Here is a 26,504-nt window from a genome sequence, read left to right as displayed (position 1 = left end):
TGAACAGCTTCGTCTTATCTTGAATAGGCTTGAATGACCAATGAAGGAGGATTGGCACAAGATGCAGGAATCTACCTTTGGCCTTGTGGGCAATGAAGGTACCCGTATTCATGTGTACCGCTGGCTTCCTGATCCTGGAACTAACGTCCGGGGTGTGGTGCAGATTGCACATGGAATGGGAGAAACGGCAGCTAGGTATGCAGAGTTTGCAGAGTGCCTTACCCGTCATGGCTATGCGGTCTATGCTAATGATCATCGCGGTCATGGCAAATCGGTCGAAGATCCCAATTTGTTAGGTAATGCCGGGACAGATGCCTTTCGCTGGATGGCCAGCGATATGATCAATCTGGGAGAAGTGGCATCTAGGGAGTATCCTGATATCCCCTTATTTCTAATGGGACACAGTATGGGCTCTTTCCTTGTCCAGCACCTAATGTATGCGGGACATGAACGCTATCACGCCTTTATATTGTCTGGAACGAACGGCAAGCGTGGTCTTCTGCGTTTTGGTGAGAAGCTCGCCTTCCTTCAGTGTGGGATTCAGGGGGCAACTCATCCGAGTATGCTGCTTAACGCATTGGTGTTCGGTGGATTCAATCGTTCGTTCCGCCCGGCGAGCACCCCTTTTGATTGGTTATCTCGTGATCCCGATGAAGTTAAACGGTTCATTGATGATCCATTGTGCGGAGCGATATGTACAGCAGGGTTTTTCCGCGACTTCTTCAAGCTGTTAATTGAAATACATCTGCCAGACAACATGAAACGTATTCCAAAGGATAAGCCCGTATACCTCTTCTCAGGGGAGCAAGATCCTGTTGGTTTACATGGCAAAGGCGTTCATAACCTAGTCACTCAATATCGTCAGCTTCAGCTTCAACATATTGAGTATCGTCTGTATGCTGGTGGTCGTCATGAGATGCTGCATGAGACGAATCGGGCAGACGTAGCTCTGGATGTGTTGGATTGGCTGGATCGCCATCTGGTTCTATCTAGTACAGCTCCCACCACTGTCAATGCAGATATCGCTGATTCGGTATGATTCTAATCAGTGTACGATTACTAAGCTTAGGCAAGTAGTAGTTGCCCCAAACAAAGCGCCGCTCCATAAAACTGGGGCGGCGCTTTGTTTATCTACTTTGGAGTTATTCCGTAGCTATTTCTAGGGCTAGCGCATGAATTGTAACTGGGAGCGTTCAACACCAACAAAAAAAGAAGCCTCGGAATCAAGATGCTAGCCAGAGCTGCATTATAATTCAGGGGCTTCTTTATGATCATTTTTATGAATAGTATATCAAATGATACCTTAATCCTTCTTATCCTTCGATGAGTAAGGATTCTGGATCTTCAAGCAGTTCTTTTACAGTTACGAGGAAACGTACTGCTTCACTACCATCAATGATACGGTGATCATAAGACAGAGCGATATACATCATTGGACGATTCTCCATCCGCTCTGCATCAATGGCTACAGGACGAAGTTGGATCTTGTGCATACCGAGAATACCTACTTGAGGTGTATTCAGAATTGGCGTGGACAAGAGCGAGCCGAATGTTCCACCATTGGTGATCGTGAATGTTCCACCTTGCAGATCCGAAAGAGCCAACGTGTTGGAACGAGCTTTTGAAGCCAGATCGGCAATACTTCTCTCGATCTCAGCAAAGCCTAGACGATCTGCATCACGAACGACGGGTACAACCAGACCTTCTTTGGCAGATACCGCGATACCGATATCATAATATTTCTTCAGTACAACATCTTCGCCATCAATCTCTGCGTTAATGGTTGGGAACTTTTTCAACGCGCCAACGACAGCCTTAGTGAAGAAGGACATAAAGCCCAGATTGATCTCATGCTTCTCCTTGAACTTGTCCTTACGACGTTTACGAACATCCATAATGGCAGTCATATCAACTTCATTAAACGTAGTCAACATTGCTGCTGTTTGTTGAGCTTCAACCAGACGCTTGGCAATGGTCGCACGACGGCGAGACATACGTTGACGTTCAACTGGCTTAGTATACGTAGAACCTCCGGTTGGAGCACTGGATGCAGCTGGTGCTTTATTCGCAGAAGGTGCTGCTGGAGCAGTGGCCTGTGTGTTATGAGCCTTCACATCATCCTGATATACCCGTCCAATCGGATCCTTCCCTTGAACCTGATCCAGCTCGATGCCCCGCTCACGCGCTAGTTTACGCGCAGAAGGGGAAGCTGTCTTGTTTCCATTATCAGAAGATTCAGAACCTGCAGCAGCAGGTGCTGGCGGCGGTGTTGGTGCTTCAGGCGCTGGTGTAGCCGCTTGTTTTTGTTCCGATGCAGCCGGCTCGGAAGCAGCCGCGCTACTTCCTCCCCCTGCACCCGCGGAAAGGGTACCAATCGTCTCACCGATTTCAACGGTATCCCCTTCTTGACGGATAATTTTCTCCAATACGCCACTTTCTTCAGCACTGATCTCAATATTAACTTTATCCGTTTCCAGTTCTAGAAGGACATCACCTTGGTTAACCGTATCTCCTTCTTTGACAAGCCATTTGGATACCGTTCCTTCGGTTATCGACTCACCCATTGCAGGTACTTTAATTTCGCTCACAGTTGTTACCTCCCAAGTGGAATATTATTCTTCGTCGTTTGTTTCAACGCGGATGTAATAATCTGTTGTTGCTCCATGCTATGCACAAGCTGATAACCGCTGGAAGGACTTGCATGCTCCGGACGGCCTTCATACTTAACGATTGTACCCTTAGGTGCAATTTCACGAAGACGTGGTTCCATATACGTCCATGCACCCATGTTTTTGTTTTCTTCCTGTACCCATACCAGCTCTTTCAACTTGCTGAAACGTGCGAGTACACGCTGGATCTCTTCTGCAGGGAATGGATACAATTGTTCAACACGGATAATGTGAAGCCATGACCAGTCTCCGCCTTCTTTTTCAAAAGCATCCTCAAGATCAATTGCAATTTTACCACTGCACAAGATGATCCGTTCAACACGGTCAGGCTTCGTGCCAAGCCCAGCTTGTTCCAGCACTGGCTCAAACTTGCCTTCACTGAACTGAATCGCCGGAGAAGCAACACGTGGATTACGAATTAGACTCTTCGGTGACATCATTACAAGTGGACGTGCATCTTCGGTTTCAGTCAGGGAAGCCTGACGACGAAGAAGATGGAAATATTGAGAAGCACTTGTCAAGTTAGCAACGGTCATATTGTCTTCTGCAGCAAGCTGCAGGAAACGTTCGAGACGTGCACTTGTGTGCTCAGGCCCTTGACCTTCATTACCGTGTGGAAGCAGCATAACCAGACTTGATTTTTGCGACCACTTCGCGCGACCTGCCGATACGAACTGGTCAAAAATAACCTGTGCACAGTTAGCAAAATCACCGAACTGAGCTTCCCAGATGACAAGAGTCTCTGGCGAATACACGTTGTATCCATATTCGAATCCAACCACCGATTCTTCAGACAACGGGCTGTTGTAGATTGCAAACGAAGCTCGTGCCTGTGGCAAATGATGCAGAGGGCAGAATTTGCTTCCATTCTCTGAATCATGCAACACCAGGTTCCGGTGAGCAAATGTTGCACGCTCTGCATCCTGACCACTGATCCGGATTGGCTTACCATCTGCAAGAATAGTTGCAAATGCAAGTGTCTCAGCAAGGCTCCAATCAACTTTTTCGCCTTCATTCAGTGACGTGCTACGGCGCTGTAGAATCCGCTGCAACTTCGGATACACATTGAAATTCTCCGGCCATTTCAGTAGATCTGCGTTGATACTCCGTAGATTCTCAAGCGGTACCGCAGTTGGAATCACCTTCACTGCTTCAGGCTCATCTGTCTTCCGTTGATAGTATTCATGTACTTCATTTTTCTTCATATGCTCATAGGCTTCTTTTAGCCGGTTCGTCACAGCCTCACGAATGCTATTAATAGCCGCTTCGTCAATAATAGATTCCTGTTTCAACTGATCTTGATACAGATGACTCACTGTCGGATGATTCTTAACTTTGTCATACACTTTCGGTTGTGTTGTTTCTGGATCATCCGTTTCGTTATGACCGTAACGACGGTACCCGATGAGGTCAATCAAGAAATCTTTTTTAAACCGATTCCGGTACTCTGCGGCCATCCGAATTGCTGCGATACAAGCATCCGGATTATCCGCATTAACGTGTATAATCGGAATCTCATACCCCTTCGCAAGGTCACTCGCATAATGCGTTGAGCGTGAGTCACTACTATCGGTTGTGAAGCCCAAGCGATTGTTTACAATAATATGAATCGTTCCGCCATTCTGGTAACCAGGCAGAGCTTTGAAATTCAGTGTTTCGGCTACAATTCCTTCACCAGGGAATGCTGCGTCACCATGCATAAGAATCGTTGCTGCTTTGGAAACGTCCTGTTTCGGGTAACCCGGTTCACGGCGATCATCCTGAGCTGCACGCGCGAATCCCTGTACAACAGGGTTTACGTACTCTAGATGACTTGGGTTGTTGGCTAATGTCAAGCGAGCCTGTACCGTTTCGCCTTCTTTTACAAAGCGATTAGCACCTAGGTGATATTTTACATCCCCCGTCCATCCATAATTGATTCCTGTAGAACCCTCAGATGGAACCAAATCCTTGTTCGGGGCATGATGGAATTCAGAGAATATTTTGCTATATGGTTTACCTAGTACATGTGCCAGTACGTTTAAGCGTCCACGGTGAGCCATCCCCATCAGGATATGGCTTGAGCCCGAATGCGACATAATCCGCACAGCTTCATCCAGCATTGGCACAAGCACATCGTTTCCTTCAATAGAGAAGCGCTTTTGTCCCACAAAAGTTTTATGCAGGAAATCTTCGAATTGCTCCACTTCGACCAAACGCTCCAATAGAGCAGTGCGTTCTTCCTGATTAAGTGGTGCCGGGGAAGTGCGAGATTCCGCACGACGATTGAGCCATTCACGTTCTTGCACTTCGTGTACGTGGCTGAACTCATACGCGATTGGCCCTGTGTAAATCTGGCGTAGACGTTGGATTGCGTCCCAACCATTTGCCGTCTGACCATCAGCGCCCTCCCAGATCAAGGAAGCCGGCAATGCTTTGAGGTCTTCTTCATTTAATTCAAAATTCTTCGGTTCGAGCAAAGAGGTATCTGCTTCTTCACTAATCCCAAGTGGATCAATATCTGCAGCAAGATGACCATACGTGCGGATATTCCAGACCAGTTTCCCGGCTGTAACCGCTTTCTGTAAAAGTTGAATATCCACGCTTCCCGAGTTATTTTGAGCATTACCCGAAAAAGTGGTTGTATGTGCATCTCGGCCAGGCATTGGCGGTGCACCCCATTGTTCAAACAACTCCCGATAAGCTGGTGTCACTGCACCAGGGTCTTCGGAAAATAATTCATATTGTTCTTGTACATATCCCAAATTGGGTCCATAGTAACTTTCCCAGGGTTTCTTGTTGCCTTCCACGATCGTCATCGACGTTCCCTCCGTCTTGATTTAGTCGTATTTTTGACGGAAATCATTGACTAAGCTGTAATTTGCGTTCGTTCAACATTTTAAGCGAAATTTTTCATGAAGTCCAATAATCGTGCTGTTGGTGGTAATAACGTTGTTCCGACGCTCCCGTCAAGGTTTGTCTGCGTTTTCAAAATCATAGAAAAAGAATGATTGTATATACCGTCGCACAGATGTCGAATACTGTCCTGATCCGTTCGAAGGTTACACATTCTCCAATATTTTCAACTGAAGTTCTGTGTTCTAATATCTATTCTATAAACTTTTGCGCTCAGGAGCATTTCCTATTTTTAGTTCGATTGATGCATAAATTAGATGAATCGAATAAATGGTGCAATCCTTGCGTCTAAAAGTTATGAATTCCCCCCTTTTTAATTGTGGTCGATAAAGCAAAAAAACAAACGGTTACTTTAAACATTAACCAATGGTACGTGTTTTACACTAAAATGCGGTGAATATAGGTGCCATTTTTGATTCGTATACGGAAGTACAACACATTGATCGTGAGAAACTCGTTATTCCTGCAACATGCGCATTAATGTCCATCCATTCCGATCCGCATTTCTTCTACGTTCTACGTAAACCTAATAAATTTGCGGGAATACAAATAAAGGCCATAAATCCGAAGATTTATGACCTTATCTTTAAACCTAGCATATGATTGCTTAGAATCGGAGTAGCGGGATTTGAACCCACGACCTCACCCACCCCAAGGGTGCGCGCTACCAGGCTGCGCTATACCCCGATGTTAGTCATTCCTTATAGCTCCATCCTATCCTGAATCATATGCAGCGCAAACGGCGTTAATGCGAGCGAATCAAGTTGTTCCATGGTAAACCATGCTGCACCTAGTGAATCTTCGCCATCCGCCTCTTTTTTGATACCATAGGCTTGCCCATCTGATCCCAAATAGACATCATATAGAATACCAATGTGATGAACTTCCTCAAGACTACCTTCATGCATCCACTGCACCAGATTGGATTGCGCGGATCGAAGAGACAGTCGAACATCTGTGAGCCCCGTCTCTTCTTCGATCTCGCGATGGAGCGCTAGTTCCGGTGTTTCTCCAAACTCCAGCCTACCTCCTGGCAGATCCCATGTCCCCTGATAAGGCCCACGCGCCTTCTGAATCAGCAGTACCTCCTGTTCCCAAACCATTAGACCGTAAACGCCTAGATGTGTATAACGCTCCATTATAGAATCCTCCTATCGTCGGACATCTGTCTAACCTGTTCTTCCAACCTTCGTATTCGTTTGTTCATCTGATAAAGTGATGGCGTAACCACCAAACCAGCGATGATCACAGCAACCCACATATATTCCAAATGAATCACTCCCTTTTATTCGGCTTCATCTGTGGTCAAAGACATACGCACAACCAAATCTTCTCCTTCAATCACTAAAGCGGTCAGACCATGGTCTGAGCCAGTTTGATGATTCTCACCATTAGACCAGAAGGCAGCTTCTCCTGACGTAATCATCACTCGTTTTCCATCGCCACCTTCTACCCAGCCTTCCCCTTCCAGCACGAAGAACAATTGCTCACCTACGGCCGGATGAAGCCCAACATTTCCACCAGCATTCAGCTTCAAAAATGCCACATGGCACCCCGCAGTATTGCGAAGAATAGGTGCAATCATAGCTGCCTTACTGTCAAAAGCCGTAATTAATCGACCATCTGCCCAGTCCATTCGATACATGTTCACTTCTCATCCTGCCTCGGAACGGTGTCCAGATCCAATGACAGACGAATCATATCCACACAACGAATGCCACCCTCAATAATCTCTTCCTCGTAGTGTCTTACAAAGAAATCCCGATCCACTCCAACAATACGGAATCCACAACGCTGATATAGCTTCAATTGGTGAAAACTTGAATTCCCTGTGCCAATCTCCACCGTCTTACATCCCAATCTACGTGCAGCTTCAATCGCTTCTTTGATCATATGTCTGCCTACACCTTGTCCTTGCAACTCTTCCTGTACCGCAATGTTAACAATCTCCACCGTTTCCGGCCGGGTCTTCAGCAAGACGAACTCTCCGACCATCTCTCCTTCATACTCAGCGATAAAACAAACACCCCGGCTCAAGTATTCGTCAACCATCGCTTTCGAAGGATCAGCCATCAATAGAAGCTCATAAGGCTTTTCTTCTTCCCAATCCAAAATTCGGAACGACAATTTCATGATAATCCCACCTTTTTTTTGTAAACAGTATTCATTTACGTCCGTTTGCAGAAGCCTATGTATCGGCTAAATCTTCATATAATGTCACCATAGTAGCCACGCTCCAAATAACCCTTTTTACTCAAACTATGAACTAGCTGTTGCACCTGATTGATTGGAATAATTACGAATCAGCATTCCTGACGCTTTCATCATTCCTTGCTTTTCATAGAAATTCTGCATTTCTCCATCGCATAACAGATCAATCATGTAGAGGTGCTGAAGTCGATGAATCATTCTTTCTAACAGAGTAGCCCCAATCCCTTTTCCTTGATGCGAAGGCACTACTTCTAATAACGGGATATATGCACTAAGTACGCCATCTGAAATGGCTTGGATGAAGCCAACCACTTGGTTAGTCTCTTCATCAATAGCTAGTTCTACAGCATAGGACTGTTCCAATAACCTCATAAAAGTAGTGGGAGATGGCGGATTCGGCCAACCGTCGAAAAAATGTCCTGATAGCTGCTCCACATCGATTTCCTCTATGGAGGATCGAAACGTTACATTCATACAACCAACCCTCATCTCAAAACAAAGTAAATTTCATTGTATCATAATATATGGATATTACTATATAGATATGGATGATCTCAGCTATTGAAGAACTTTATCGGAATAGACTTTAAATGTTTCCTTCAACGTCTGCCCTGTGGATTTATCCCAGATCACACTTCGTTCGAATGTACCCTCATGGAAAAATCGCGGAAACCGTTCTGCGAACCAGTCCTGCATCGGCAGATCAAGTGCCTGTTCTAACGGAATCCATATCAATTCACCTTCGGGCGGATTCTGTAATAGTTCTCCCTCAAATGCTGTTGCCAGATAGTTAAACACCATATAACGTAATCCCTGCTCCGGATCACAGAACTCATCCAGTCCTTTATACGTGATTTCAGTAACCTTAAGCCCAGTTTCCTCCTCTACCTCTCGCATGGCTCCATCTACAATACTCTCTGGATAGTCTACCTTGCCTCCAGGTGCGATATATCCCGGAAATCCTTTACGATTCGGACGATTTATCAGTAACACCTTGCTATGTAACTTATCCCACACCATGCACATGGTTAGAATCTCAATTCGTGTACTCATACATGTCCTCCTGTAATCCTACGTTGTACATTAACAGTTCTGGTAATCCACTGGTTTCTCCTGCTTCGACTGATCTTAATTTCTAGCAATATCTAATCAATGCATAATGATTAGAAAAAGCCATGCACAAGAAAGACCCCGAAGAGTCTCGGAGTCTGTTTAGTTAAACCTATTCGTCGTTCATGATTAATGACTATCTTGATTCAATGCAGTAATTAAAACTTTACGTTCTTTCCACTCCGCACGACGATAGGCCTGTAATAGACCGAATTTGCGAATGCTGGCTTTTGGCACAGATTTATAAGGCATAACTACCGTAAACTCTTCTGTAAAGGGTACATAAGATAAGCCTACCTTCTCTTTGGAGATCCACTCCGCCCGAATCGGTTGTCTCCCACAAGCATCGAATGTACAGCCTAACCCTTCAGCAAAAAACTCATAACGTGCTGCAGGTGTGCCTGGTTCCTCCATACAGAGAAATAGACTCAATTGATCACAAAAAAGCATAATGTCCACATCACTTTGTAATCTACGTTGTAACTCTTCTCCACCTCCGAGCTGTGCAATCCATTCCGATTGTTGCTTGCGCTCGGTATTCAGATATTCCCTGATATCTTCATCATCATGGGCATTAGCACCCAGCGTATTCTGGAACAACTCCGTATACATCATGCTGCATAGCAATCCCGCATACATGCTTTTTGCACAGACTTCAGCGATTCCCTTCTGGTAAAATACAAAGCGCGGACGTAGCGGAAAGTCACGGAACGAGTACGGTGACTGACTATAATCATTCCAGAACGGAGCAGCATCCAGTTCAATCCATCCACGATCATGCTCTCTTGCCGCAAGAACAAGCTCTTCAAAGTGACTGGCATCAGCGAGCAATTCTTGTTTCCAATAAGAAGCCATCTCTCCAGCCACTTGCCCATGTTCTTGTTGTGCGGTCAATACAAAATCATGCTCTCTCTCATAGACGATCATTTGCTGTCACCCTTCCGCATGGTATAATTCGACTCAACACTCTATTTTAAATGTAAAGGTGTTGTCAGTTTCCTGAAATTTGGTACACTAAAGATTGTGTCACAGATTACATTACATATAGAAAGCGGGATCTCATGAATTTATATTCTCCTTACATCGAGTTCAACCGCAAGGAATGGGCTGAACTGCAAGAGCATCAGACCACAATTCCGCTGACGGAAATGGAATTAGAACAACTCAAGGGATTAAATGAAGAGGTATCTATACAGGAAGTAAAAGATATTTATTTACCTCTTACCCACTTTATTGACTTATATGCAAGTGTCTCAAGAGAATTAAATCGATTAACCGCTTCCTACTTAAAAAAAGAAGCTGGCCCTGTGCCCTACATTATCGGGATTGGAGGCAGTGTTGCCGTAGGCAAAAGTACTGCTGCTCGCCTGCTACAAGCTCTGCTAGCCAGAGGCAAAAACAATCCCAAAGTCGATCTCGTTACGACAGATGGATTCTTATATCCCAACGCCGTACTGGAAGAAAAGGGCATAATGAATCGAAAGGGTTTCCCTGAGAGCTACGATATCAAGTCACTCATTCAATTCATGGGTGATGTGAAATCCGGTAAGCCCGAAGTCAAAGCTCCAGTCTATTCCCATCTTGCCTATGATGTGATTCCAGGCGAGGAAAAAACGATCAGCCAGCCTGACATCTTGATCATTGAAGGCATTAACGTACTTCAAATTAAGAAAGAAACACCGTTACTCGTGAGCGACTTTTTTGATTTCTCCATCTACATTGATGCAGAAGAACAACATATACGCCACTGGTACATTGAGCGATTCAAGCTTCTACGTAACACCGCTTTTCAGAATACAGAATCCTTCTTCCACAGCCGCTTTGCCAATATTGGCGAGGAAGAAGCTGTGCAAACGGCTAGTCAGATTTGGCAAGATATTAATGCCAAAAATCTGCACGAGAACATTTTGCCAACGAAGGGAAGAGCTAGACTTATTCTGAAAAAGGAAGCCGATCACTCCATCCAACGTATTCAATTGCGCAAACTGTAGTGGACGGGTTCGGAGACTCCACATTTCCGAATACTACTATTTGAAGGAGATATCCCTATGCAAACGTTAATCATATTAGGCAGCATTATGATGTTTCTGGCCGTAGCTTTGGGTGCATTTGGAGCACATGCACTGAAACGCAAATTGTCCGCTGATATGATCAAAATTTATGAGACGGGTGTACAATATCACCTCATTCATGGACTTGGACTCATTATCATGGGACTGTTGGCGGATCGCTTAGAGCAAACTTCGCTAGTATTACTCGCAGGATGGCTTTTATTCGCTGGCATTATCCTGTTCTCAGGCAGCCTTTATGTACTTAGTATTACAGGTGTACGTAAGCTTGGTGCCATCACCCCATTAGGCGGGGTTGCATTTCTCGCTGGATGGGTAACATTACTGATCGCAGCTCTGTAATTCTCACGATAAAAAATTCAATACAAGAAAAAGAGTGTTCTAGAGGTTAGCTAAAGCACTCTTTTTTTGCTGTTCAATCCGTCCAGAATCGACGAATCGAAGGAGTTAACCCATCCGCTGTGCGCTCTAGCACATATACATCTGGATTCGTGAGGGATCTCCACGCTTCGAATCCGAAGGATGCATCGTACTGGCGGATGATCAAGGATAACAAATTCCCGTGGGTCACCACTGCAGCGCTTGATTCAGATCGGTTCCATAACTCTTCCAACACACTCATGCCACGTGCCGTTGCCGTGCGAGAAGACTCTCCCCCTTCTTCCGTCCAGTCTTCATCCGTGTATGTGCGTCTTAGCGAATCCATCCAGTGTTCCAGATGCAGGGTGCTTAACACCCTTTCCTGAAGACGTTCATCCGTATGTACCTGCTGGGATAAGGCTACGCTAAGCGGCACCACCGTCTGCAGCGCCCGTTTCCAAGGACTTGAAACAATATAGGTTATTGAGTGTTGTGCAAGCACCCTTGCAAGCTTCTCAGCTTGTTGCAATCCTTCTACTGTAAGTTCAGACTCGGGTTCCTGCCCCGTCGCTTGGGCATGTCGAATGAGATAAATGGACTTCATATCTGATCCTCCTGTTATACGAGATCACAAGTTGCTCATTTGAAGGTATTGTAAGGCGTGTTTCATATTGTCCTGATCTTCCGATTTCCCAGAGGAACTGAGAAAAGTAATCTGATCCTCTGTCCACATCCCATGTTGCTCTGACAATCCAAGGAGTTGTTGCAGATGATTAACAGTACCCGTACTTCCATCAATGATTCGCACATGTGCTGGGAGAACCTTGCGAAGCATGGCAGTGTAATATGGATAATGCGTGCAACCAAGCACCACGGTTCCATACTTGTTCAGATCTAGATCCGCCATTTTCATCCGGAAATAATCGGTGATCTTATCCTCATCAAAATCCAATTGCTCGCACCACTCCACAAGTTCAGGAAGTGGGATGGAATCCACCGTGTTATGGTCATCTACGCGAGATACCAACTCATTATATTTAGCTTGGCTCAGGGTCAATGCCGTGGCAAAAACAAGCACTCTTTTTCCACTCTCACGATTCATCTCCACTGCTGGCTTTACCGCCGGCTCCATGCCGATGACTGGAATGTCGATTCGGGAACGCAACTCCTTCACTGACAGACTGGTTGCTGTATTGCAAGCAATGACGATGGCTTTTACATTTTCGCGCAGGATCGCTTCTACAGCGTCAAAAATATGTCCTCTTACCTCATCCGCTGTTTTGGGTCCGTAGGGAACATGTAATGTATCTGCGTAATATATAAACTGTTCTTCAGGAAATTGCTGCAATGCTCGATGTAACACGGTTAAACCACCAATGCCTGAGTCAAAAAATGCAATTTTCTTGTTCAAAGGTTTCACCTCTATAACGTATTCTTTCAGGTTCCATGGAACCCGGTATGCCTGCTCATGATGACTGGAGGTGAGGTATGTTGATTCTTCCTTCATTTTATACTGCATGAGCTAGTCTTTGCCACTGTTCCAATGCTCCGCCATATGTTCTTCCTATGCTACTCATTACTTGCCTATGCTGCGCTTCATTCCTTCAGAGCATTGTCCTCACCCTAACAACCTAGGTCAGGGGAAGCACCCACTTCTCCTCCGTAAGCTCCTGCCCCGATAAGAACTGCCGCTTCGTTTCCGCCACATGAAAACCAAAGGATTGATATAGTCTGCGTGCTCCTGTTAAATCTTGATTAGTCCATAATAGGATCAAGGCATAGTCTTGTTCTCTAGCAAACTGGATAGCACGCTCAACAAGCTGACGACCCCAGCCTTCGTTGCGAGCTTCAGGTTCAATGAGAAACCAACGCAATTGAGCGGTGTGTTCATTCAATTCAACGAGCCCAATGCAACCTGAGGCAACTCCGTCCAGATCAACAATCCAGATCATTTCCTTCTCGGGACGACAAGTACGACTGAACTCTTGAACAGATTCCTCTATGAAAATAGCAAAGCTATGATCATAATTATACTCATTTCGATAGATACGGATATGAGCTTCAATGACATATTGTAAGTCCTTTTGTTCAAAAGTTCGGATCATTGCTGATGACACACCTCTGTTCTGTTCACATAAGACATGTATAAGACCCAGATCGAGCATACCTGCATATCCATCTATTCTCCCAATCATTTTCCATTATACGGTATATTCATACGAGATACGAATTGAGATTGCGTAATTACGAATGAGCATTCTGTAGCAACCAACTCGACTACCTGCTATTGATTCGGATAAAAGTAAGTCATATGAGCTTCATCATATCCCTGACCGTACACTTCCAAAGCATTTTTTTCGATTCCGTATGTCTCAAAGCCCGCTTGCTCATATAAACGCTTTGCTGATTCGTTCGTTGTAACAACGCATAGATTAATTTGTTTCAATCCCTCTAGCTGTCTTCCTCGATCCAGCACTTCCTGAAGTAGACGAGAAGCCACTCCACACCCACGATAGACAGGAGACACATAGACTCCCCAGATCATGCCTTTGTGCCTTAACTTCAGCCCATATTCTCGCTTAAACCCCATCATCCCTGCAAGAGAACCATCCTGTGCGTATGCTCCAAGAATGTAATCATCCGGCTCATTATGTATGCGGTCTTGCACCTCAATCATGGGGAGCTGTACTGAAATTTCAAACGAAGCACCGAACGCTTCAGGATGATTTTTGAGCGCTTCTAACCGAAAAGGCCAGTAGTGCTCTGCATCATCACGTACAATATTACGAATCGAAATAGACTCGTTGAGGGAATCATTGCGCATACCTTTTCACTCCTTGCAGTTTCATAGGCTCATATATTAATAACCTCGCATGACATATATCGCACAACAGTTAATACTATAGAGATTCATGGATAGACTACTCTTCCTGCTCTATAGTGGACTGGAGATGGGTTAACTTCTGCTTGCAAGCAGCGTCACGCTCCATCGCTTCTTTCACTGGATCTCGTTTAGGCAATTTACTATTGATTCGTAGAAGAAGAGTAACAATCATCAGCAATAGAACGATTACAATGAATTCAAACAGCTCAAGCACCTCCCCTGAAAATCTACTTCACATTTGCTCAGCTAGCTGTCCATCCTTTACTTTCATTTCAATCCACGGGCAATAATCCACTCGAACCACTTCCAAGGCAAGAGAGCCTTACCGATAATCAGTAAACGAGAGCCTTTGCCGAGCGCATAACGAAGTCGTGGGTAGCGCATCTGTCCGATCCGAACAATTAGGTCGGCCACTTCTTGCGGATCAGGCGCGGTTTCGCCTGTACGACGTGAATACCGGAGCACTGCATCCAGCTGCTTATTGTAAGGCGACTGCTCCCGTTCACGAATCTCACCTAAGCCCTTGTTCCATATAGGGGTACGATACGCACCGGGCTCTATCAATACAGCCTTTATACCAAATGGAGCCATCTCATGGCGTAAGCTTTCTGTGAAACCTTCCACCGCAAACTTAGAGGTAGCATAAGGTGCATATCCCGGAAAGCCCGATAGTCCACTAACACTAGAAAGATTAATAATGAATCCACTTCGTTGCTTACGCATCACTGGCAGAACAGCACGTGTTACCTCAATTAGTCCAAACAGATTGGTCTCCATTTGCCTACGCCAATCCGCCATGGGTACTTCCTCAATAAATCCTCCGACCGCAAAGCCTGCATTATTCACCAACATATCAATACGGTGATAATGCCGCAGGATCTCATCCATCGCCTCCGTAACGGAATGGGGATCAGTGACGTCCAAGCGTATGTATCGTATCTGATCCGAGATTCCCGCTTCTGCGGCTAGCCTCACCAGCGCTTCCTTACGACTGAGATCACGCATCGTTGCTACAACCAGATAACCTCGTTTCGCCAAACTAATCGCTGTCAGCATCCCAAATCCACTAGATGTGCCGGTTATTAAGACCACCGGTGCATTGTCCGTCTTCTTTTTTCCATTCGTCAATAAATTCACCTTCTTCCTCACTGCGTTTGCCAAGCAATCTCTACGTTCTCTATACCTCATGCCAAGACGTGCAAAGAGAATAACAGAAGGACAGTCGCCGCTGCCCTTCTCATCGTGTTGCTATATAGGTAAGTTACATCTTCTTCAGAACAACCTTTCTTTCTGAGGCTGAATAGCCGTATAGATTAATTCTTCTGCTTGAGGATCTCAGCGAGCGCTGTATCCAGTGTATTATATGTGAATACGAAGCCTTCATGCTCTAATCTCGCGGGAATGACCCAACGACTCTTCAGCACGAGTTCTGTCTCCGTTCGAATGATACGAGCACCGAATTCTAACATCCAGCGCGGTGAAGAGAGTCCCCATCCCACACCCATTTGTTGTCTCAGCGCTGCCATCAAATGACGATTGGTAACAGGATGAGGTGAGGAGGCGTTGAATACACCTTCCAACTGAGGATGCTCCTGTAAATAGATCACCATCCGAAACAGATCCTCGATATGAATCCAACTGAACTGCTGCCTTCCAGAACCCTGAGAACCACCTAACCTAAAACGAACCAAATTCGTTAAAGGCTCCATGACCCCGCCGTTCCCCAGCACAATGGCAATTCGTAGTGCAATCTGCCGGGTAGAAGGCAAACTGAATTCAAAAAAAGCTTGCTCCCATGCTGTAGCTACATCTACCGAGAAGCCTGTACCGATCTCCCCGTCCTGTTCCGTCATAGGTCGATCCTCAGCATGTCGATATATGGTAGCTGTGCTTGAGTTAATCCATAGTTTAGGAGGGTTTTTACAGGACAAGACACTCTCCCCAAGAATACGCGTGGTTTGTGTGCGGGACTCCAGAATGATCCTGCGGTTTTCTTCTGTGTATCTACAGTTCACAGATTTGCCAGCCAGATTAATTAATAACTCGGCACCTTCCAGCGCTTGAATGATGCCTTCTCGATCCTCCCAGGCTATATGACCAGATTGGCGTGAGATAATACCCACCTCATAACCTAGCTGCTTAAACCGCCTAGCAAAATCCTGACCTACAAATCCAGTTCCACCTGCCAAAACGACCTTATTCATTCCATCCCCTCATTTCCATTTGGGTATAAGACGATTAACGTAGGGTACGTTCACAACGGACTTAACAAGCAACCTTTTACATACGGCATAACACAGCATCAGCTAGTTTCATAATCGAATGAACCTTTATTTTGCTCCCATAGCAGCATACAATCGATCACGCTCTTGCATCGCCCAATCATTGGAAGGATTCTGCTCCAATTGATATCGTAGCTCATCATAAAAATCATGGATCATGAACCCATCCGGTAACGCCCCGAGCATAGCTTCAAAATGATACTCTGGTAAAGTTCGATGTCCCTCAGCGATCTGCTTCAACCAGTTCATCCACATCGCCAGTGTCAGCACTTCTTCCTGCCACAACTCAGCCTGTAACCCTAATGCATCCTGAAACTGTTCATATGTCGAGTTATCCGCATATTGGCGGCAAGCCTGTACAGCGAGTTCATACAGCTCAATTACTGCAGGACGAGCACTCGGTTGCAGCGTAATCTCCAAGCTATTTACGAAATCCTGAACTTGAATGGTCTGTCCGTCATCATATAATAATGGCGCCTGTGCCAGTATCCGTACAATCTCTTCCATATCGTTTGTTGTGATCTGCTTCTGTTCGTATAAAGAAGCTAATTTAAATGCAGTAATGATCATTCACTCCTATATCTCGTTCTTCTATATTAACGCCACATATTATATCATGGTTTAGCTTTGAAATATTTGAACACTTCAATCGTTTCTTCCAGATCCTCCGTGCTCGAATAGATATTCATGACCTTACCAACCTCAATACCAAAATCGACATACGCATTGGCCTTAGCTGTTATAATATGCCCATCAACGACAACATTGGTATTCATATACACCCCTTGGGTAGTGATGTCTCTCATCTGTGCCTCTGCGTTAGTCGTAAAGGATTTATCCTCCAGAATTTGCGCTTGACCAAGCAATAAGGTTCCTGAACAGATGGCTGCAATTGGAGTCATTTGTCCATTCAGTATGCGCAGCCAGTCCATCAATTCTTCTCGCTTAAGCAGTGAGGTCACATCCCCTCCTGGGATGATTAACAGTTCCACCGTAGACGGATCAATCTGATTCATCATTAGATCTGGATTAACGGATAACCCCTCATATGAACGAAGAGCTCCTTCATCCAAAGCCACTGTAATCACGTCACCTTGGGTTTTCATGAAATAACTTGCTAACATAATTTCAAACGAAACATAACCTTCAAACAACAAGATGTGTGTCTTCATCGTATCCGATTCCTTCCTTCCTCCACGTTCTTCCAACTATATCCTATTGTACTACATATTTCTGTTCTTCTAATAAAAACAGCCACAGAGCGCATTTGGCACTCCATGGCTGTAAATCTAAATCAACGCCTTGATCACGGCTAGATATTCACGAATCATATAGATCGGTTTGAGGTGTACTGGCGATGAAGCTGAGATACCATAATCGGCAGAGTATCCACTTTTAACCGCCAAATACTTCGCACGGAACATATGAAAATCACTCGTTACAATCATGATCTCAGGGTTCATCACCCCAGCTTGATCTATTATTTTCTTGGAGAAAACTAAGTTCTCTTTTGTCGATGTGGAGCGATCCTCCATGATAATTCGGTTAGCGTTAATCCCCTGAGTCAACAGATATGTTTTCATGGCAAGGGCTTCTGTGATGTCTTCTCCTGGCCCCTGCCCTCCGGAAACGATGACGGGAATCTGCGGATGGGCTTGAATATAATCCAGGCTGGCATCCAATCGTTGTTTGAGCGTAAGCGACAGCTCTGTACCTTTAATGCCCGATCCTAATATGATGACATAATCCGCTTCTTCCTGATCATTTGCTCCCAATTGGGTAAATACAAGAGCTTCAATAATGATAAACGAAACCGCCACAATGCCCAATCCAGTCAGGATAATACGTTTCAGCACAACATGCTTCTCGTAATCGATACGCCGTAATACCATAAATGCCACACTGATCGCACCAAAAAACGTGACTGCAAAATCCCTACCCCAGATCATTAGAAAAATAACTAAACATACGAGTAAAATAATATCAATGATGAGGCCTTTCTCTCGTAAAAATGTCGTGATCTTCCTCATGCTTTCCCTCCCTGTGCAATGATTATGTTGAGCTTAGGCCACCGTTGTTGCCAGCACTTCTTCTCCACCCGCTGATTATAATAATCTGCATCCATGAAGAACGGGCTTTTACGTACGATCAACCGATACAGATCCTCCAGCCCATGTGGGGCACAGATGCGAATGTTATCTTGCTCATCAAGCTGTACAGCTATAGCCGTTACGATCTCAGGCCAATACCGAAGGGCATCCTCTGTCGACTTATAAGGCTTGGTATGATTACGCAGATGCATCCTTGCCTGATTTTTCACAGACCATTTGGGATTCCCAGTAACCTGTTGAAGCTCTTTTTCCAGCATCGTATCCCGATCCTCGCTTATATCTTCTGCATCATAATAGACCACATCAATATCGTCATGTAGTTCACGATGTTCGTATCCATGCAGTTCATCCCAAATATAGTTACGGACATATCCTGCTCCGATGTAGCACTGTGGCAGATGAAGACTGCGGACATGCTGTAAATCTTGCAACATTATCTTATGATGTTTAATGGTCTGAATGCATCTCTCTTCGTGCAGGATATGAATCCTCTCCTTGCTTCCCTGACTCTTTTTATTTGACTACACAATCACTTCACTCAAAAACATTCATTTTCACTATACCATGTTTATATAGGCTCAATAAAATAGACGAGTTTCTCAATGCATTGATCCAAAATTCAATTTCATACGTAAGATCTCATATACCGCTATTTATAATATTTTTAAAATTAGGTGACTCAATAGTAGTAACTACAGCGGAGAATAAAGATATCCTGATACATTCACATAAATTGACAATTTAATTGAACGGATATAACATACTAGATATAATGATCGTTCTATCTTCTAGTGAAAGGAGTATGATTGATGATGAGCAGCAAAAAGGAAATGCTGTTAAATGTAGCTGAAAAGTTGTTCTATCTCCATGGATTTCATGCCATCGGCTTAAAGCGTATTATTACAGATGCAGAAATCGCGATTATGACATTATACAACCACTTCGAATCCAAGGATGATCTCATTGTCGAAGTCCTACTGCGACGGGAGCAGCGCTATCTCGAACAACTGCGGCAATATGCGGACAACCAATCGAAACCCATCTTCCTTAATTTAGCTGAAGGTCATGCACGCTGGCTCATGGAACATGAGAACAGAGGATGTTTGTTTTTGCGTGCTAAGGAGGAGTTCGGAGGGGATGCCAATCATATCATCGTACAAACGGTAAATGCACATAAAAAACATGTAATGACCCTGATCAAAAAATTAAATCCCTCGCTGAGCGACCGAGAGCTGTTACAGTTTATCCTGCTACTGGAGGGCTCGACTGCACTTGCCGAAACAGAAGATGTACATAACGTCTGCAGAGAACTGATTCACATGACGGAAAAAAGTTTCAAATCCTAGTACACAGGGTGAGTTAGTAATTCAACTCACTTTTTTATTTCGCAAGAAATATAATGATCGTTCTATCTAAAAGGCGGTGAAGCAAATGAAAAAAATTATCTTTCCAGGCATTGCACTTATCGCTGTATGTTACGCCTTTGGGCGTTTCAGTTATGGGCTGTTTATGCCGGAAATTTCAGAAGCGCTGCAATTAAACGAGGCTGCTTCGGGTGCGATTAACTCAGGAACCTACATTGCATACTGTCTGTCCCTTCTGACTGCTCCATTGATCATTAATCACAAAGGGCATCATTATGTGCTTCAATTGGCTGGAATCAGTGCTGTGCTTGGATTACTAGGCATAGCTCTATCTCAGAATGCGTGGGTGCTTGCATTCAGCGTCTTTCTCGCTGGTCTAAGCACAGGCTGGGCTTCCCCTGCTCTCGGTAATACCATTAATGCCGAACTTGCACCTCATTTGCAAGCGAGAGGCAACAGTTGGATCAATACAGGAACCAGCTTCGGAATCGTTGTCTCTGGCCCGCTCTATTGGCTGTTGACCGATTACTGGCGTTTAACCTACATCATATTTGCCGCGATCGGCATTGTCGTTCTGTTATGGAATAGACGTGTCATCCCAGCGACCAAAACACTCCCATGTACCAAATCGATCTGGGCATGTATGAAGCCAACCCGGCCTGGTGCTGCGTTACTGATGGCTTGTCTGTTAACAGGTTTTAGTTCTGCAATCTATTGGACGTTTGCCCGAAACTTCCTTACAGACGAAAAAGGAGCCTCCGATTCGGAAGCCGTCCTTTTCTGGATCGTTATGGGGGTAATGGGCATACTCGGTGGATGTGCCGGACGTATTATTGAACGCATTGAAATTCGCCGGTCTTACCGTCTAGGTATTCTGTTATTATCCCTCTCACTTGGAGTTATCCTACTGCCTTCAATGACTGCTAGTCTGACTTCAGCGATCATGTTTGGCAGCACATATATATTCCTAACTAGTGTATTTATCGTTTGGGCGACAAGACTCTTCACTCCAAATGTATCCATTGGGATTAGCCTTGCCTTCCTCGCGCTCGGCGTTGGACAATTCTTAGGCTCTTCCATGGCAGGATACACCATTGAAACGTTCTCCAATACGATTGCGTTTCTGACTTTTGCTGTACTGGGCTTGTGCGGATTATTGATTCGCGTGAAATAGCTTGTAGACACAGATCTCCGTCACTTCACGCGGCGAATATCTGTGTCTACCCCATACTGAAGCTGTACCTCTGTAAATGTTGACTTGCTTCCCTGTCCGACAGGAGATTGGGCGACAATACCCACCTTAATCTCTTCAGGACATTCCATGCCAAAATATCGAACCAGCTTCCACTTCTCGCCATCCTGTGAGTAATGAAACGCAAAGCTGTTACCCGCGCGAGCAATGCGCAAATATGGCCTGTTCACGTCTACAGGGGATGATACGCAATCATCGGAATTCCCCCGTGTCACAACACTCAGAATAGAAGGCTGACCTTCGAAAAATTCGAAACATACTTTAGCCCAGTGTACATCATCTGCCATAATCATCAGACAACCCGAATCATACTGCTCTCTCATATCCACCTCTATTCTTGCAACAATACTGAAATCACCCTTAATCACTGTATGTAGGTATGGTGCAGAAGCCTTTACCGCCGCACCTGCTGGATCAATGAAAAAATCACTTACCGGTGGAACGGTAATCGTGACATTTCCATCCTGAATGAACCACTCTGCTGGCTCATTTAACCATTGCAAATTGGAGGATAACGTTTGACCTGAACATTGCTCAAATAGATTCATGAATTTTAACCCCTCTAGTCATTGGATTAGGAAAGCTCGTTTCTCTATTGTATTCGTTAAACAACGGGACTTATCCTGTATAGGAGTTGAACGAAAGAACGATTTATTTTACATTGATTCCCTACGACACTATATAGTACGTGTTCCCTAGGTTAGATACCAGCATAACAAACAACAGACCCAAGTTCTTAATGAAGAACTTGAGTCCTGCTGATTTAACCAACGATTCCAGAACGCTCGATACTCTCAACGAAATACCGCTGTACAAACAAATACAAAATAATTAACGGGGCAATAGCGAGCAAAATGCCTGTGTCTACAATCATCGCAACATAGTTCGGGTCTGCCTTCATACCCGAGTTGGAACCAAAGCCCATGAGTTGCGGAATCAATTGGTTCGCCTGTGCAGGTAATGAAGCGACCTTAAGTGAGATAAGTGGGCTCTCACTCATGAACAATGCCGAGTAGAATGTATCGTTATACTGCCATACAAATGAAAACAGAATAACTGTAATCAGCGGTGATATGGCATTGGGTAACATAATTCTAGCAAATGTTCGAAATCCACCCGCACCGTCGATCAATGCGGCTTCTTCGATCTCTTTAGGCATGCCTTTGAAGAACTGACGGAAAATATAAATGAACAAACCTGCCTTTAGCCCGCCCGCCGTTGCTGCTGTAATAATGGACGGCCAGTACGTATTGAGCAAATTAATCCCGTCTCGCCCGGTAAACAATTGAATAATACCCATAAAGTCAAAGCTACGGAAGTGCAGATACATCGGCACCATCAAGGTGCTGGTCGGCACCAAAATCGTAAGAATGACAAGTACAAATAGCACATTACTACCCGGAAAAGAAAAACGTGCAAACCCATATCCAGCAAGAGCACAAGATATTGCCGTGAGTATGGTGGTGATGGTTACAAATAAGAGTGTATTTGCAAGCAAAGGCAGGTAATCCATCACCTGCGCCGCAAGCTTAATATTATCCAACGTGAAATGTTGCGGAATCATATAGATCGTTGGATTATAAATATCCTGCTTATCCTTGAAGGTAACCGAAATTTTGAGAAACAATGGATATAGGATAATAAACGATATCCCAATGACCAGTGCATATCGGAAGATGGAATAGAGCAGGTCCGATGTTTTGTTTCGCACCCTGTGCATATGAACATTTTCTTTGGGGACGACTACCATGCGATCTGTTCCGGACGCAGCCATAGTCTAATGCCTCCTTCAGGCGTAATCTAAATGGTCTGTTAGTTATAATGAACGCGCCGGGACAACACCCAGCCGACAACAACAAGCACGAGTCCAATGACGATCGTGTATAGCCAGGACATCGCCGAGCTGAGACCGAAGTTTTGGGTTTTGAATGCCGTCTGATAAATAGCCTCCGTGACCGGACTTCCAGCAAATGAATCGATAATGGTATAGATGACATTCGTCAGAATCAGCGGGCTGACCATGGGGAATGTAATTTTCCAGAACGACTCATAAGCTGTCGCGCCTTCAATCTTGGCTACCTCGTACATTGAACCAGGCACAGACTGCAGTGCGGCAAGAAAGATCAGAATCTGCACACCTGAACTGCTGACGATCTCGTAAATACGCATAATAGCTTCCACAATATAGTCAACATAAGCCATAGGCAATCCCACGTCAGAGAGCATGCGCACAATAGATACAACGTTAAAGGACGCGCCTCCGTCCACGGACGAATCGACAGCAGAGACATCTCCCATCATATTGATCAACCCCGCAGACTCAGCCGCTGCTACTGCACTTGAAGCCAGAATGACGGGAAGAAAGAAAATTGCACGTGCCATCGTTCTTCCCTTAAACTTCTGGTTCAATAATGTCGCCGTGAACAAACTAAAAAACAGGATCATCGGGACATTCAGCAGCATCGCGCCGACTGAATCTAACAAAATACGGTTAAAGGTTGCATCGACTAGGATCGCGTCCTTGAAGTTCTTCAACCCAACAAAATCCAGTACATATCCGCCAGGAGCAACCGATAAATTACTGAAACTGAACCGAATCGATTGCAGCAACGGTGTTACGAAGAGAAAGATGAAGCCTAGCAGCCATGGTGAGATAAATGCAAGGCCAAGCAACGCTCTCCGTGATTTTAGCGATAATCGAATCGTTCTCATCGGTTAACTCCTTTCAGTGCGTAGTCCGCCGCACCCACAACGATGTTATCCACCGTAACCGGCTCTGAGGTATAGTTAACGAGGATCTGTGCACCACCACTGTAATTGACCTGCACAACCCCGTCCTGTATCCGCTTATGATCTACGATTGTTTGGGTTCTCAAACCACGGAGTACTTCATTGGCTTCCTGATATAGCTCTACAGCTTCATCCACCCAGTACGCATAGTCCGTAGCATACGCCGAATCGTAGTTCGTCAGCTTCAGGAGCGATGATGGCTCATAGGTCCATTGAAATTGAGGTGCTGCTCCGAGCTCCAGACTACGCAGCAATTGTTTGCGCAAATCTTGATCTCCTGAGGTATTCATAGGTGAACCTGCGTAGTCTTTGTATCCATGAATGACCATCTCGTAAAACGGTACTTCCTCATCGGTGATATTAAACCGGCTTGAGCTTCCTGGCACATCCACAATATGCTGCGCGTAACCCCAGGCATATGCATTAGCTGATGAAAGCATCATATTCGGGTAAGTCTGCTGTAACTTTTCAAGCTGTTCTTGCACAATGTTCTTCGCCGTCTCCCTATGAATGACACGACTATCCCGATAATCCGAGCTTAGCACCTGACCGAGATCACGCAGGGATAACCCTTGTAGCTCTAACTTGCCTACCTTCTCAGCGAACTCACTGACTACATATGGGAGTTTGGCTGCGGAGAGCAGATAGTAGTCGTTTCTACTCTGATCCATTCGGTTCAAGGCAGGATTGTAAGGATACAGCTGAGCGGTCTCCTTGGTAACGAAACGCGCTGCATCTGCGGAAGGTGCAAAACGAGAATCGTTGTGATAGATATGCTGGAAGGCTACATCCGGGAACAACGCGCCACCTGATTCACGCAATTGCTCAGAGAGCTGCTTCAACTCCGATGAACTCCCCACTTCCGAATCCAGCTTCACTCGTGTTGGCGTATGATGACTGAATCCCCCACCAAACCATCCCTGATATCGCATTTGCACGTGCTTCAGACCCTTTTGCTGAAGTTCTTCTGCAATGGTGCCCGCTTGCTCGTAAGTGGTCATCGCTAATGTAGTACGATAAGGCACCCCTAGGAAAGAAGCCCTTTTGTCCACCGCACCAAGCACGTTCACATAGAAAGGAATATCCTCTTGATCAACCAATGGTTTCAATACATCTTGATTCATTAGCTGCTGCTGATATAACCTAGCCATCCCGGAATAACTGGCATCATTCCCCTGAAGGAATTGATAGCGCACTTGAATATCTCCGCGAAACGGTTCTTCACTAAGTAACTGGATCTCCTGCATTTTCTGCGACGTATACATCTCCAATTCATCCTCACCGCGCAAGGAGAAGCTGCTATATACATGGTTGTAGCTATTCTGTCTGCCACCGATATCTGCGGCAATGCTAGCCATTGCATCACCCTTCTCAATGATGGCAAACCAAGCACGATCACCGCTCTTCAGTCCAAAGACAGGCATATGAGCAGACTCACTCACTTGCGGCCGATTAAGAGAATTATCGTTGGGGTCCATACCATAGACACGTTGTACATACTGCTCTTCCTTAATCTTTCCATTATTCAGATGAATCAGGCTGCCCGAACCATCAGGTACAAACATATATCCCTCTTCTTCAGCATCGGCAGCTCCAAAATAAGCAAGCAGATCAATATTACGAATACGGTATTGCCCACTCTCTTTTACCTGACTCAGCGGTACAGTTACAAGAAGTGTTCCTTCCTCTAACCGATACTCCACAGGAATTTCGAAACTAGGCTTCTCCGATGCGCCTCCACCCTCGACACCATTCTCCTGATTGTCATAGGCTAGATCTTCTTCACTGTATCCTGCGGTCTCAAATGCATCCAACATCTTGTTCAGAACAAGCTGTTTAGATATCTGTCCATCTAGTCTTTCCAACACATCCGGATTCGCTTTACTCGGATAATAACGAGCAGATGTATACCGGGCTGCGGTTTCATCCAGCTTAGAGAGGACCTTTTCTTCCAGCCGCTGTTTACTGATCAGTTTAGGCAACGCATTAATGCCAAGCGAAGTATCCCCAAGGGTATAGTTCACACGAACTCCCTGTTCAATATTAGATGCGACAAATTGTTTGTTACTAATACTGGAACTAAAATTGGGGTAATTCTCCAACGTACCGATTGCGTCTCGGAAGGAAACGTTGAGCTGAGAGGACAACACCTCTTTCTCATATCCCGAAGCCAGACCATCCTCATTCCGCGCTTCCGGATTGCTATACCAGATCTGTCCGCTGTTTCCGTCACGAACCGCTATTTCGGTCGTCTCTTCATTGTAGTAGAGCGCAAGCCCCGTATCCTCGGCCACCAGCTTCATACCCGGCACACCCTCAGATGCGTCTGTCAAGAAACGAAGTGCATCCACCTCGGTTGGCTGCGCTTCTGTTGTTGTTTGGGCATAAGCTGCAACTTCAACAGCAGGAATGCCCCGGTTATTGATATACAACAGCCCGGCTGCAATGATCACCACAGCTACACCGCCGGCCAGCACCGTGTATAGTCGTTGCTTTTTGTTCACCGA

The 26,504-nt window shown here is 45.2% G+C and carries 28 protein-coding genes and 1 tRNA gene; 5 read left to right on the top strand and 24 right to left on the bottom strand.

Annotated features, from left to right (window positions below; all coding sequences use genetic code 11):
- The first annotated feature begins 61 nt into the window (after window positions 1-61).
- Window positions 62-1,039, top strand: coding sequence for an alpha/beta fold hydrolase (locus J2T19_RS10730; RefSeq protein WP_307215521.1), 978 nt, complete (start codon window positions 62-64; stop codon window positions 1,037-1,039).
- Between the two features lie 274 nt (window positions 1,040-1,313).
- Here J2T19_RS10730 and odhB read toward each other — a convergent pair whose 3' ends face one another.
- From odhB to J2T19_RS10685, 9 genes are all read right to left on the bottom strand, one after another.
- Window positions 1,314-2,588 carry a 2-oxoglutarate dehydrogenase complex dihydrolipoyllysine-residue succinyltransferase gene (odhB, locus tag J2T19_RS10725; RefSeq protein WP_307215519.1) on the bottom strand — a complete coding sequence of 425 codons (1,275 nt, stop codon included), beginning with the start codon at window positions 2,586-2,588 and terminating at the stop codon, window positions 1,314-1,316.
- Window positions 2,589-2,593: 5 nt separating this feature from the next.
- The gene (locus J2T19_RS10720) at window positions 2,594-5,467 is read right to left on the bottom strand and encodes a 2-oxoglutarate dehydrogenase E1 component (protein ID WP_307215516.1); all 2,874 of its coding nucleotides are present in this window, start codon (window positions 5,465-5,467) and stop codon (window positions 2,594-2,596) included.
- Between the two features lie 710 nt (window positions 5,468-6,177).
- Window positions 6,178-6,251, bottom strand: a tRNA-Pro gene (locus J2T19_RS10715).
- Window positions 6,252-6,265: 14 nt separating this feature from the next.
- Window positions 6,266-6,703 (bottom strand): NUDIX domain-containing protein, encoded by a 438-nt coding sequence (locus J2T19_RS10710; RefSeq protein WP_307215514.1) that lies wholly within the window; start codon window positions 6,701-6,703, stop codon window positions 6,266-6,268.
- 146 nt (window positions 6,704-6,849) lie between these two features.
- A complete protein-coding gene (locus tag J2T19_RS10705) occupies window positions 6,850-7,209 on the bottom strand; it encodes a cupin domain-containing protein (RefSeq protein ID WP_307215512.1) in 360 nt (119 codons plus the stop codon).
- Window positions 7,210-7,211: 2 nt separating this feature from the next.
- Window positions 7,212-7,697: a GNAT family N-acetyltransferase gene (locus J2T19_RS10700; protein WP_307215510.1), complete on the bottom strand. Its 486-nt coding sequence runs from the start codon at window positions 7,695-7,697 to the stop codon at window positions 7,212-7,214.
- A 126-nt stretch (window positions 7,698-7,823) separates the two neighbouring features.
- Window positions 7,824-8,249: a GNAT family N-acetyltransferase gene (locus tag J2T19_RS10695; RefSeq protein WP_307215508.1), complete on the bottom strand. Its 426-nt coding sequence runs from the start codon at window positions 8,247-8,249 to the stop codon at window positions 7,824-7,826.
- An 84-nt stretch (window positions 8,250-8,333) separates the two neighbouring features.
- Window positions 8,334-8,828: an 8-oxo-dGTP diphosphatase gene (locus tag J2T19_RS10690; protein ID WP_307215506.1), complete on the bottom strand. Its 495-nt coding sequence runs from the start codon at window positions 8,826-8,828 to the stop codon at window positions 8,334-8,336.
- A 186-nt stretch (window positions 8,829-9,014) separates the two neighbouring features.
- Window positions 9,015-9,812 (bottom strand): DUF3891 family protein, encoded by a 798-nt coding sequence (locus J2T19_RS10685; protein ID WP_307215504.1) that lies wholly within the window; start codon window positions 9,810-9,812, stop codon window positions 9,015-9,017.
- A 134-nt stretch (window positions 9,813-9,946) separates the two neighbouring features.
- On the opposite strand from J2T19_RS10685, the gene coaA reads away from it, so the two are divergent.
- Together coaA and J2T19_RS10675 are read left to right on the top strand one after the other, a co-directional pair.
- On the top strand, window positions 9,947-10,876 hold the full coding sequence (gene coaA / locus J2T19_RS10680; RefSeq protein WP_307215502.1) for a type I pantothenate kinase: 930 nt from the start codon (window positions 9,947-9,949) through the stop codon (window positions 10,874-10,876).
- A 57-nt stretch (window positions 10,877-10,933) separates the two neighbouring features.
- The gene (locus J2T19_RS10675; protein WP_056698751.1) at window positions 10,934-11,296 is read left to right on the top strand and encodes a DUF423 domain-containing protein; all 363 of its coding nucleotides are present in this window, start codon (window positions 10,934-10,936) and stop codon (window positions 11,294-11,296) included.
- A gap of 73 nt (window positions 11,297-11,369) precedes the next feature.
- On the opposite strand, the gene J2T19_RS10670 is transcribed toward J2T19_RS10675, so the two are convergent.
- The 11 genes from J2T19_RS10670 to J2T19_RS10620 all read right to left on the bottom strand — a co-directional run bounded on the left by J2T19_RS10670 (window position 11,370) and on the right by J2T19_RS10620 (window position 19,025).
- Window positions 11,370-11,918, bottom strand: coding sequence for a histidine phosphatase family protein (locus J2T19_RS10670; RefSeq protein ID WP_307215500.1), 549 nt, complete (start codon window positions 11,916-11,918; stop codon window positions 11,370-11,372).
- A gap of 24 nt (window positions 11,919-11,942) precedes the next feature.
- Complete coding sequence (gene murI, locus J2T19_RS10665; protein ID WP_307215498.1) at window positions 11,943-12,833, bottom strand: glutamate racemase; 891 nt, start codon at window positions 12,831-12,833, stop codon at window positions 11,943-11,945.
- Window positions 12,834-12,945: 112 nt separating this feature from the next.
- Window positions 12,946-13,419 carry a GNAT family N-acetyltransferase gene (locus J2T19_RS10660; RefSeq protein ID WP_307215496.1) on the bottom strand — a complete coding sequence of 158 codons (474 nt, stop codon included), beginning with the start codon at window positions 13,417-13,419 and terminating at the stop codon, window positions 12,946-12,948.
- A gap of 179 nt (window positions 13,420-13,598) precedes the next feature.
- Window positions 13,599-14,138, bottom strand: coding sequence for a GNAT family N-acetyltransferase (locus tag J2T19_RS10655; RefSeq protein WP_307215494.1), 540 nt, complete (start codon window positions 14,136-14,138; stop codon window positions 13,599-13,601).
- A gap of 97 nt (window positions 14,139-14,235) precedes the next feature.
- Entirely contained in the window at window positions 14,236-14,412 is a 177-nt protein-coding gene (locus J2T19_RS10650; RefSeq protein WP_307215492.1) for a hypothetical protein, read from the bottom strand.
- A 53-nt stretch (window positions 14,413-14,465) separates the two neighbouring features.
- On the bottom strand, window positions 14,466-15,326 hold the full coding sequence (locus J2T19_RS10645; protein WP_370874860.1) for an SDR family oxidoreductase: 861 nt from the start codon (window positions 15,324-15,326) through the stop codon (window positions 14,466-14,468).
- Between the two features lie 185 nt (window positions 15,327-15,511).
- Window positions 15,512-16,402, bottom strand: a complete 891-nt coding sequence (locus J2T19_RS10640) for a TIGR01777 family oxidoreductase (RefSeq protein ID WP_307215488.1) — start codon at window positions 16,400-16,402, stop codon at window positions 15,512-15,514.
- Between the two features lie 126 nt (window positions 16,403-16,528).
- Entirely contained in the window at window positions 16,529-17,050 is a 522-nt protein-coding gene (locus J2T19_RS10635; protein ID WP_307215487.1) for a hypothetical protein, read from the bottom strand.
- Window positions 17,051-17,094: 44 nt separating this feature from the next.
- The gene (locus tag J2T19_RS10630) at window positions 17,095-17,652 is read right to left on the bottom strand and encodes a DJ-1/PfpI family protein (RefSeq protein WP_307215485.1); all 558 of its coding nucleotides are present in this window, start codon (window positions 17,650-17,652) and stop codon (window positions 17,095-17,097) included.
- A 117-nt stretch (window positions 17,653-17,769) separates the two neighbouring features.
- Entirely contained in the window at window positions 17,770-18,510 is a 741-nt protein-coding gene (locus tag J2T19_RS10625; RefSeq protein ID WP_307215483.1) for a YdcF family protein, read from the bottom strand.
- Window positions 18,507-19,025: a nucleotidyltransferase family protein gene (locus tag J2T19_RS10620; protein WP_307215481.1), complete on the bottom strand. Its 519-nt coding sequence runs from the start codon at window positions 19,023-19,025 to the stop codon at window positions 18,507-18,509. Before J2T19_RS10620 ends, J2T19_RS10625 begins: the two co-directional genes overlap by 4 nt.
- Before the next feature lie 378 nt (window positions 19,026-19,403).
- Here J2T19_RS10620 and J2T19_RS10615 point away from each other — a divergent pair, with 378 nt between their 5' ends.
- A complete protein-coding gene (locus tag J2T19_RS10615) occupies window positions 19,404-19,937 on the top strand; it encodes a TetR/AcrR family transcriptional regulator (RefSeq protein WP_307215479.1) in 534 nt (177 codons plus the stop codon).
- An 85-nt stretch (window positions 19,938-20,022) separates the two neighbouring features.
- A complete protein-coding gene (locus tag J2T19_RS10610; protein ID WP_307215477.1) occupies window positions 20,023-21,129 on the top strand; it encodes an MFS transporter in 1,107 nt (368 codons plus the stop codon).
- 20 nt (window positions 21,130-21,149) lie between these two features.
- Here J2T19_RS10610 and J2T19_RS10605 read toward each other — a convergent pair whose 3' ends face one another.
- The 4 genes from J2T19_RS10605 to J2T19_RS10590 all read right to left on the bottom strand — a co-directional run bounded on the left by J2T19_RS10605 (window position 21,150) and on the right by J2T19_RS10590 (window position 26,501).
- Window positions 21,150-21,755, bottom strand: a complete 606-nt coding sequence (locus J2T19_RS10605) for a DUF1349 domain-containing protein (protein WP_307215475.1) — start codon at window positions 21,753-21,755, stop codon at window positions 21,150-21,152.
- A gap of 215 nt (window positions 21,756-21,970) precedes the next feature.
- Entirely contained in the window at window positions 21,971-22,981 is a 1,011-nt protein-coding gene (locus J2T19_RS10600) for a carbohydrate ABC transporter permease (protein ID WP_307215474.1), read from the bottom strand.
- 38 nt (window positions 22,982-23,019) lie between these two features.
- Window positions 23,020-23,919 carry a carbohydrate ABC transporter permease gene (locus J2T19_RS10595; RefSeq protein WP_307215472.1) on the bottom strand — a complete coding sequence of 300 codons (900 nt, stop codon included), beginning with the start codon at window positions 23,917-23,919 and terminating at the stop codon, window positions 23,020-23,022.
- The gene (locus J2T19_RS10590) at window positions 23,916-26,501 is read right to left on the bottom strand and encodes a DUF5696 domain-containing protein (protein ID WP_307215470.1); all 2,586 of its coding nucleotides are present in this window, start codon (window positions 26,499-26,501) and stop codon (window positions 23,916-23,918) included. Before J2T19_RS10590 ends, J2T19_RS10595 begins: the two co-directional genes overlap by 4 nt.
- Window positions 26,502-26,504: the final 3 nt, after the last annotated feature.

Origin of the sequence: Paenibacillus tundrae, assembly GCF_030812775.1 — a bacterium.
GTDB classification, from domain to species: Bacteria; Bacillota; Bacilli; order Paenibacillales; family Paenibacillaceae; genus Paenibacillus; species Paenibacillus tundrae_A.
This window is presented reverse-complemented; position numbering and strand designations above follow the sequence as displayed.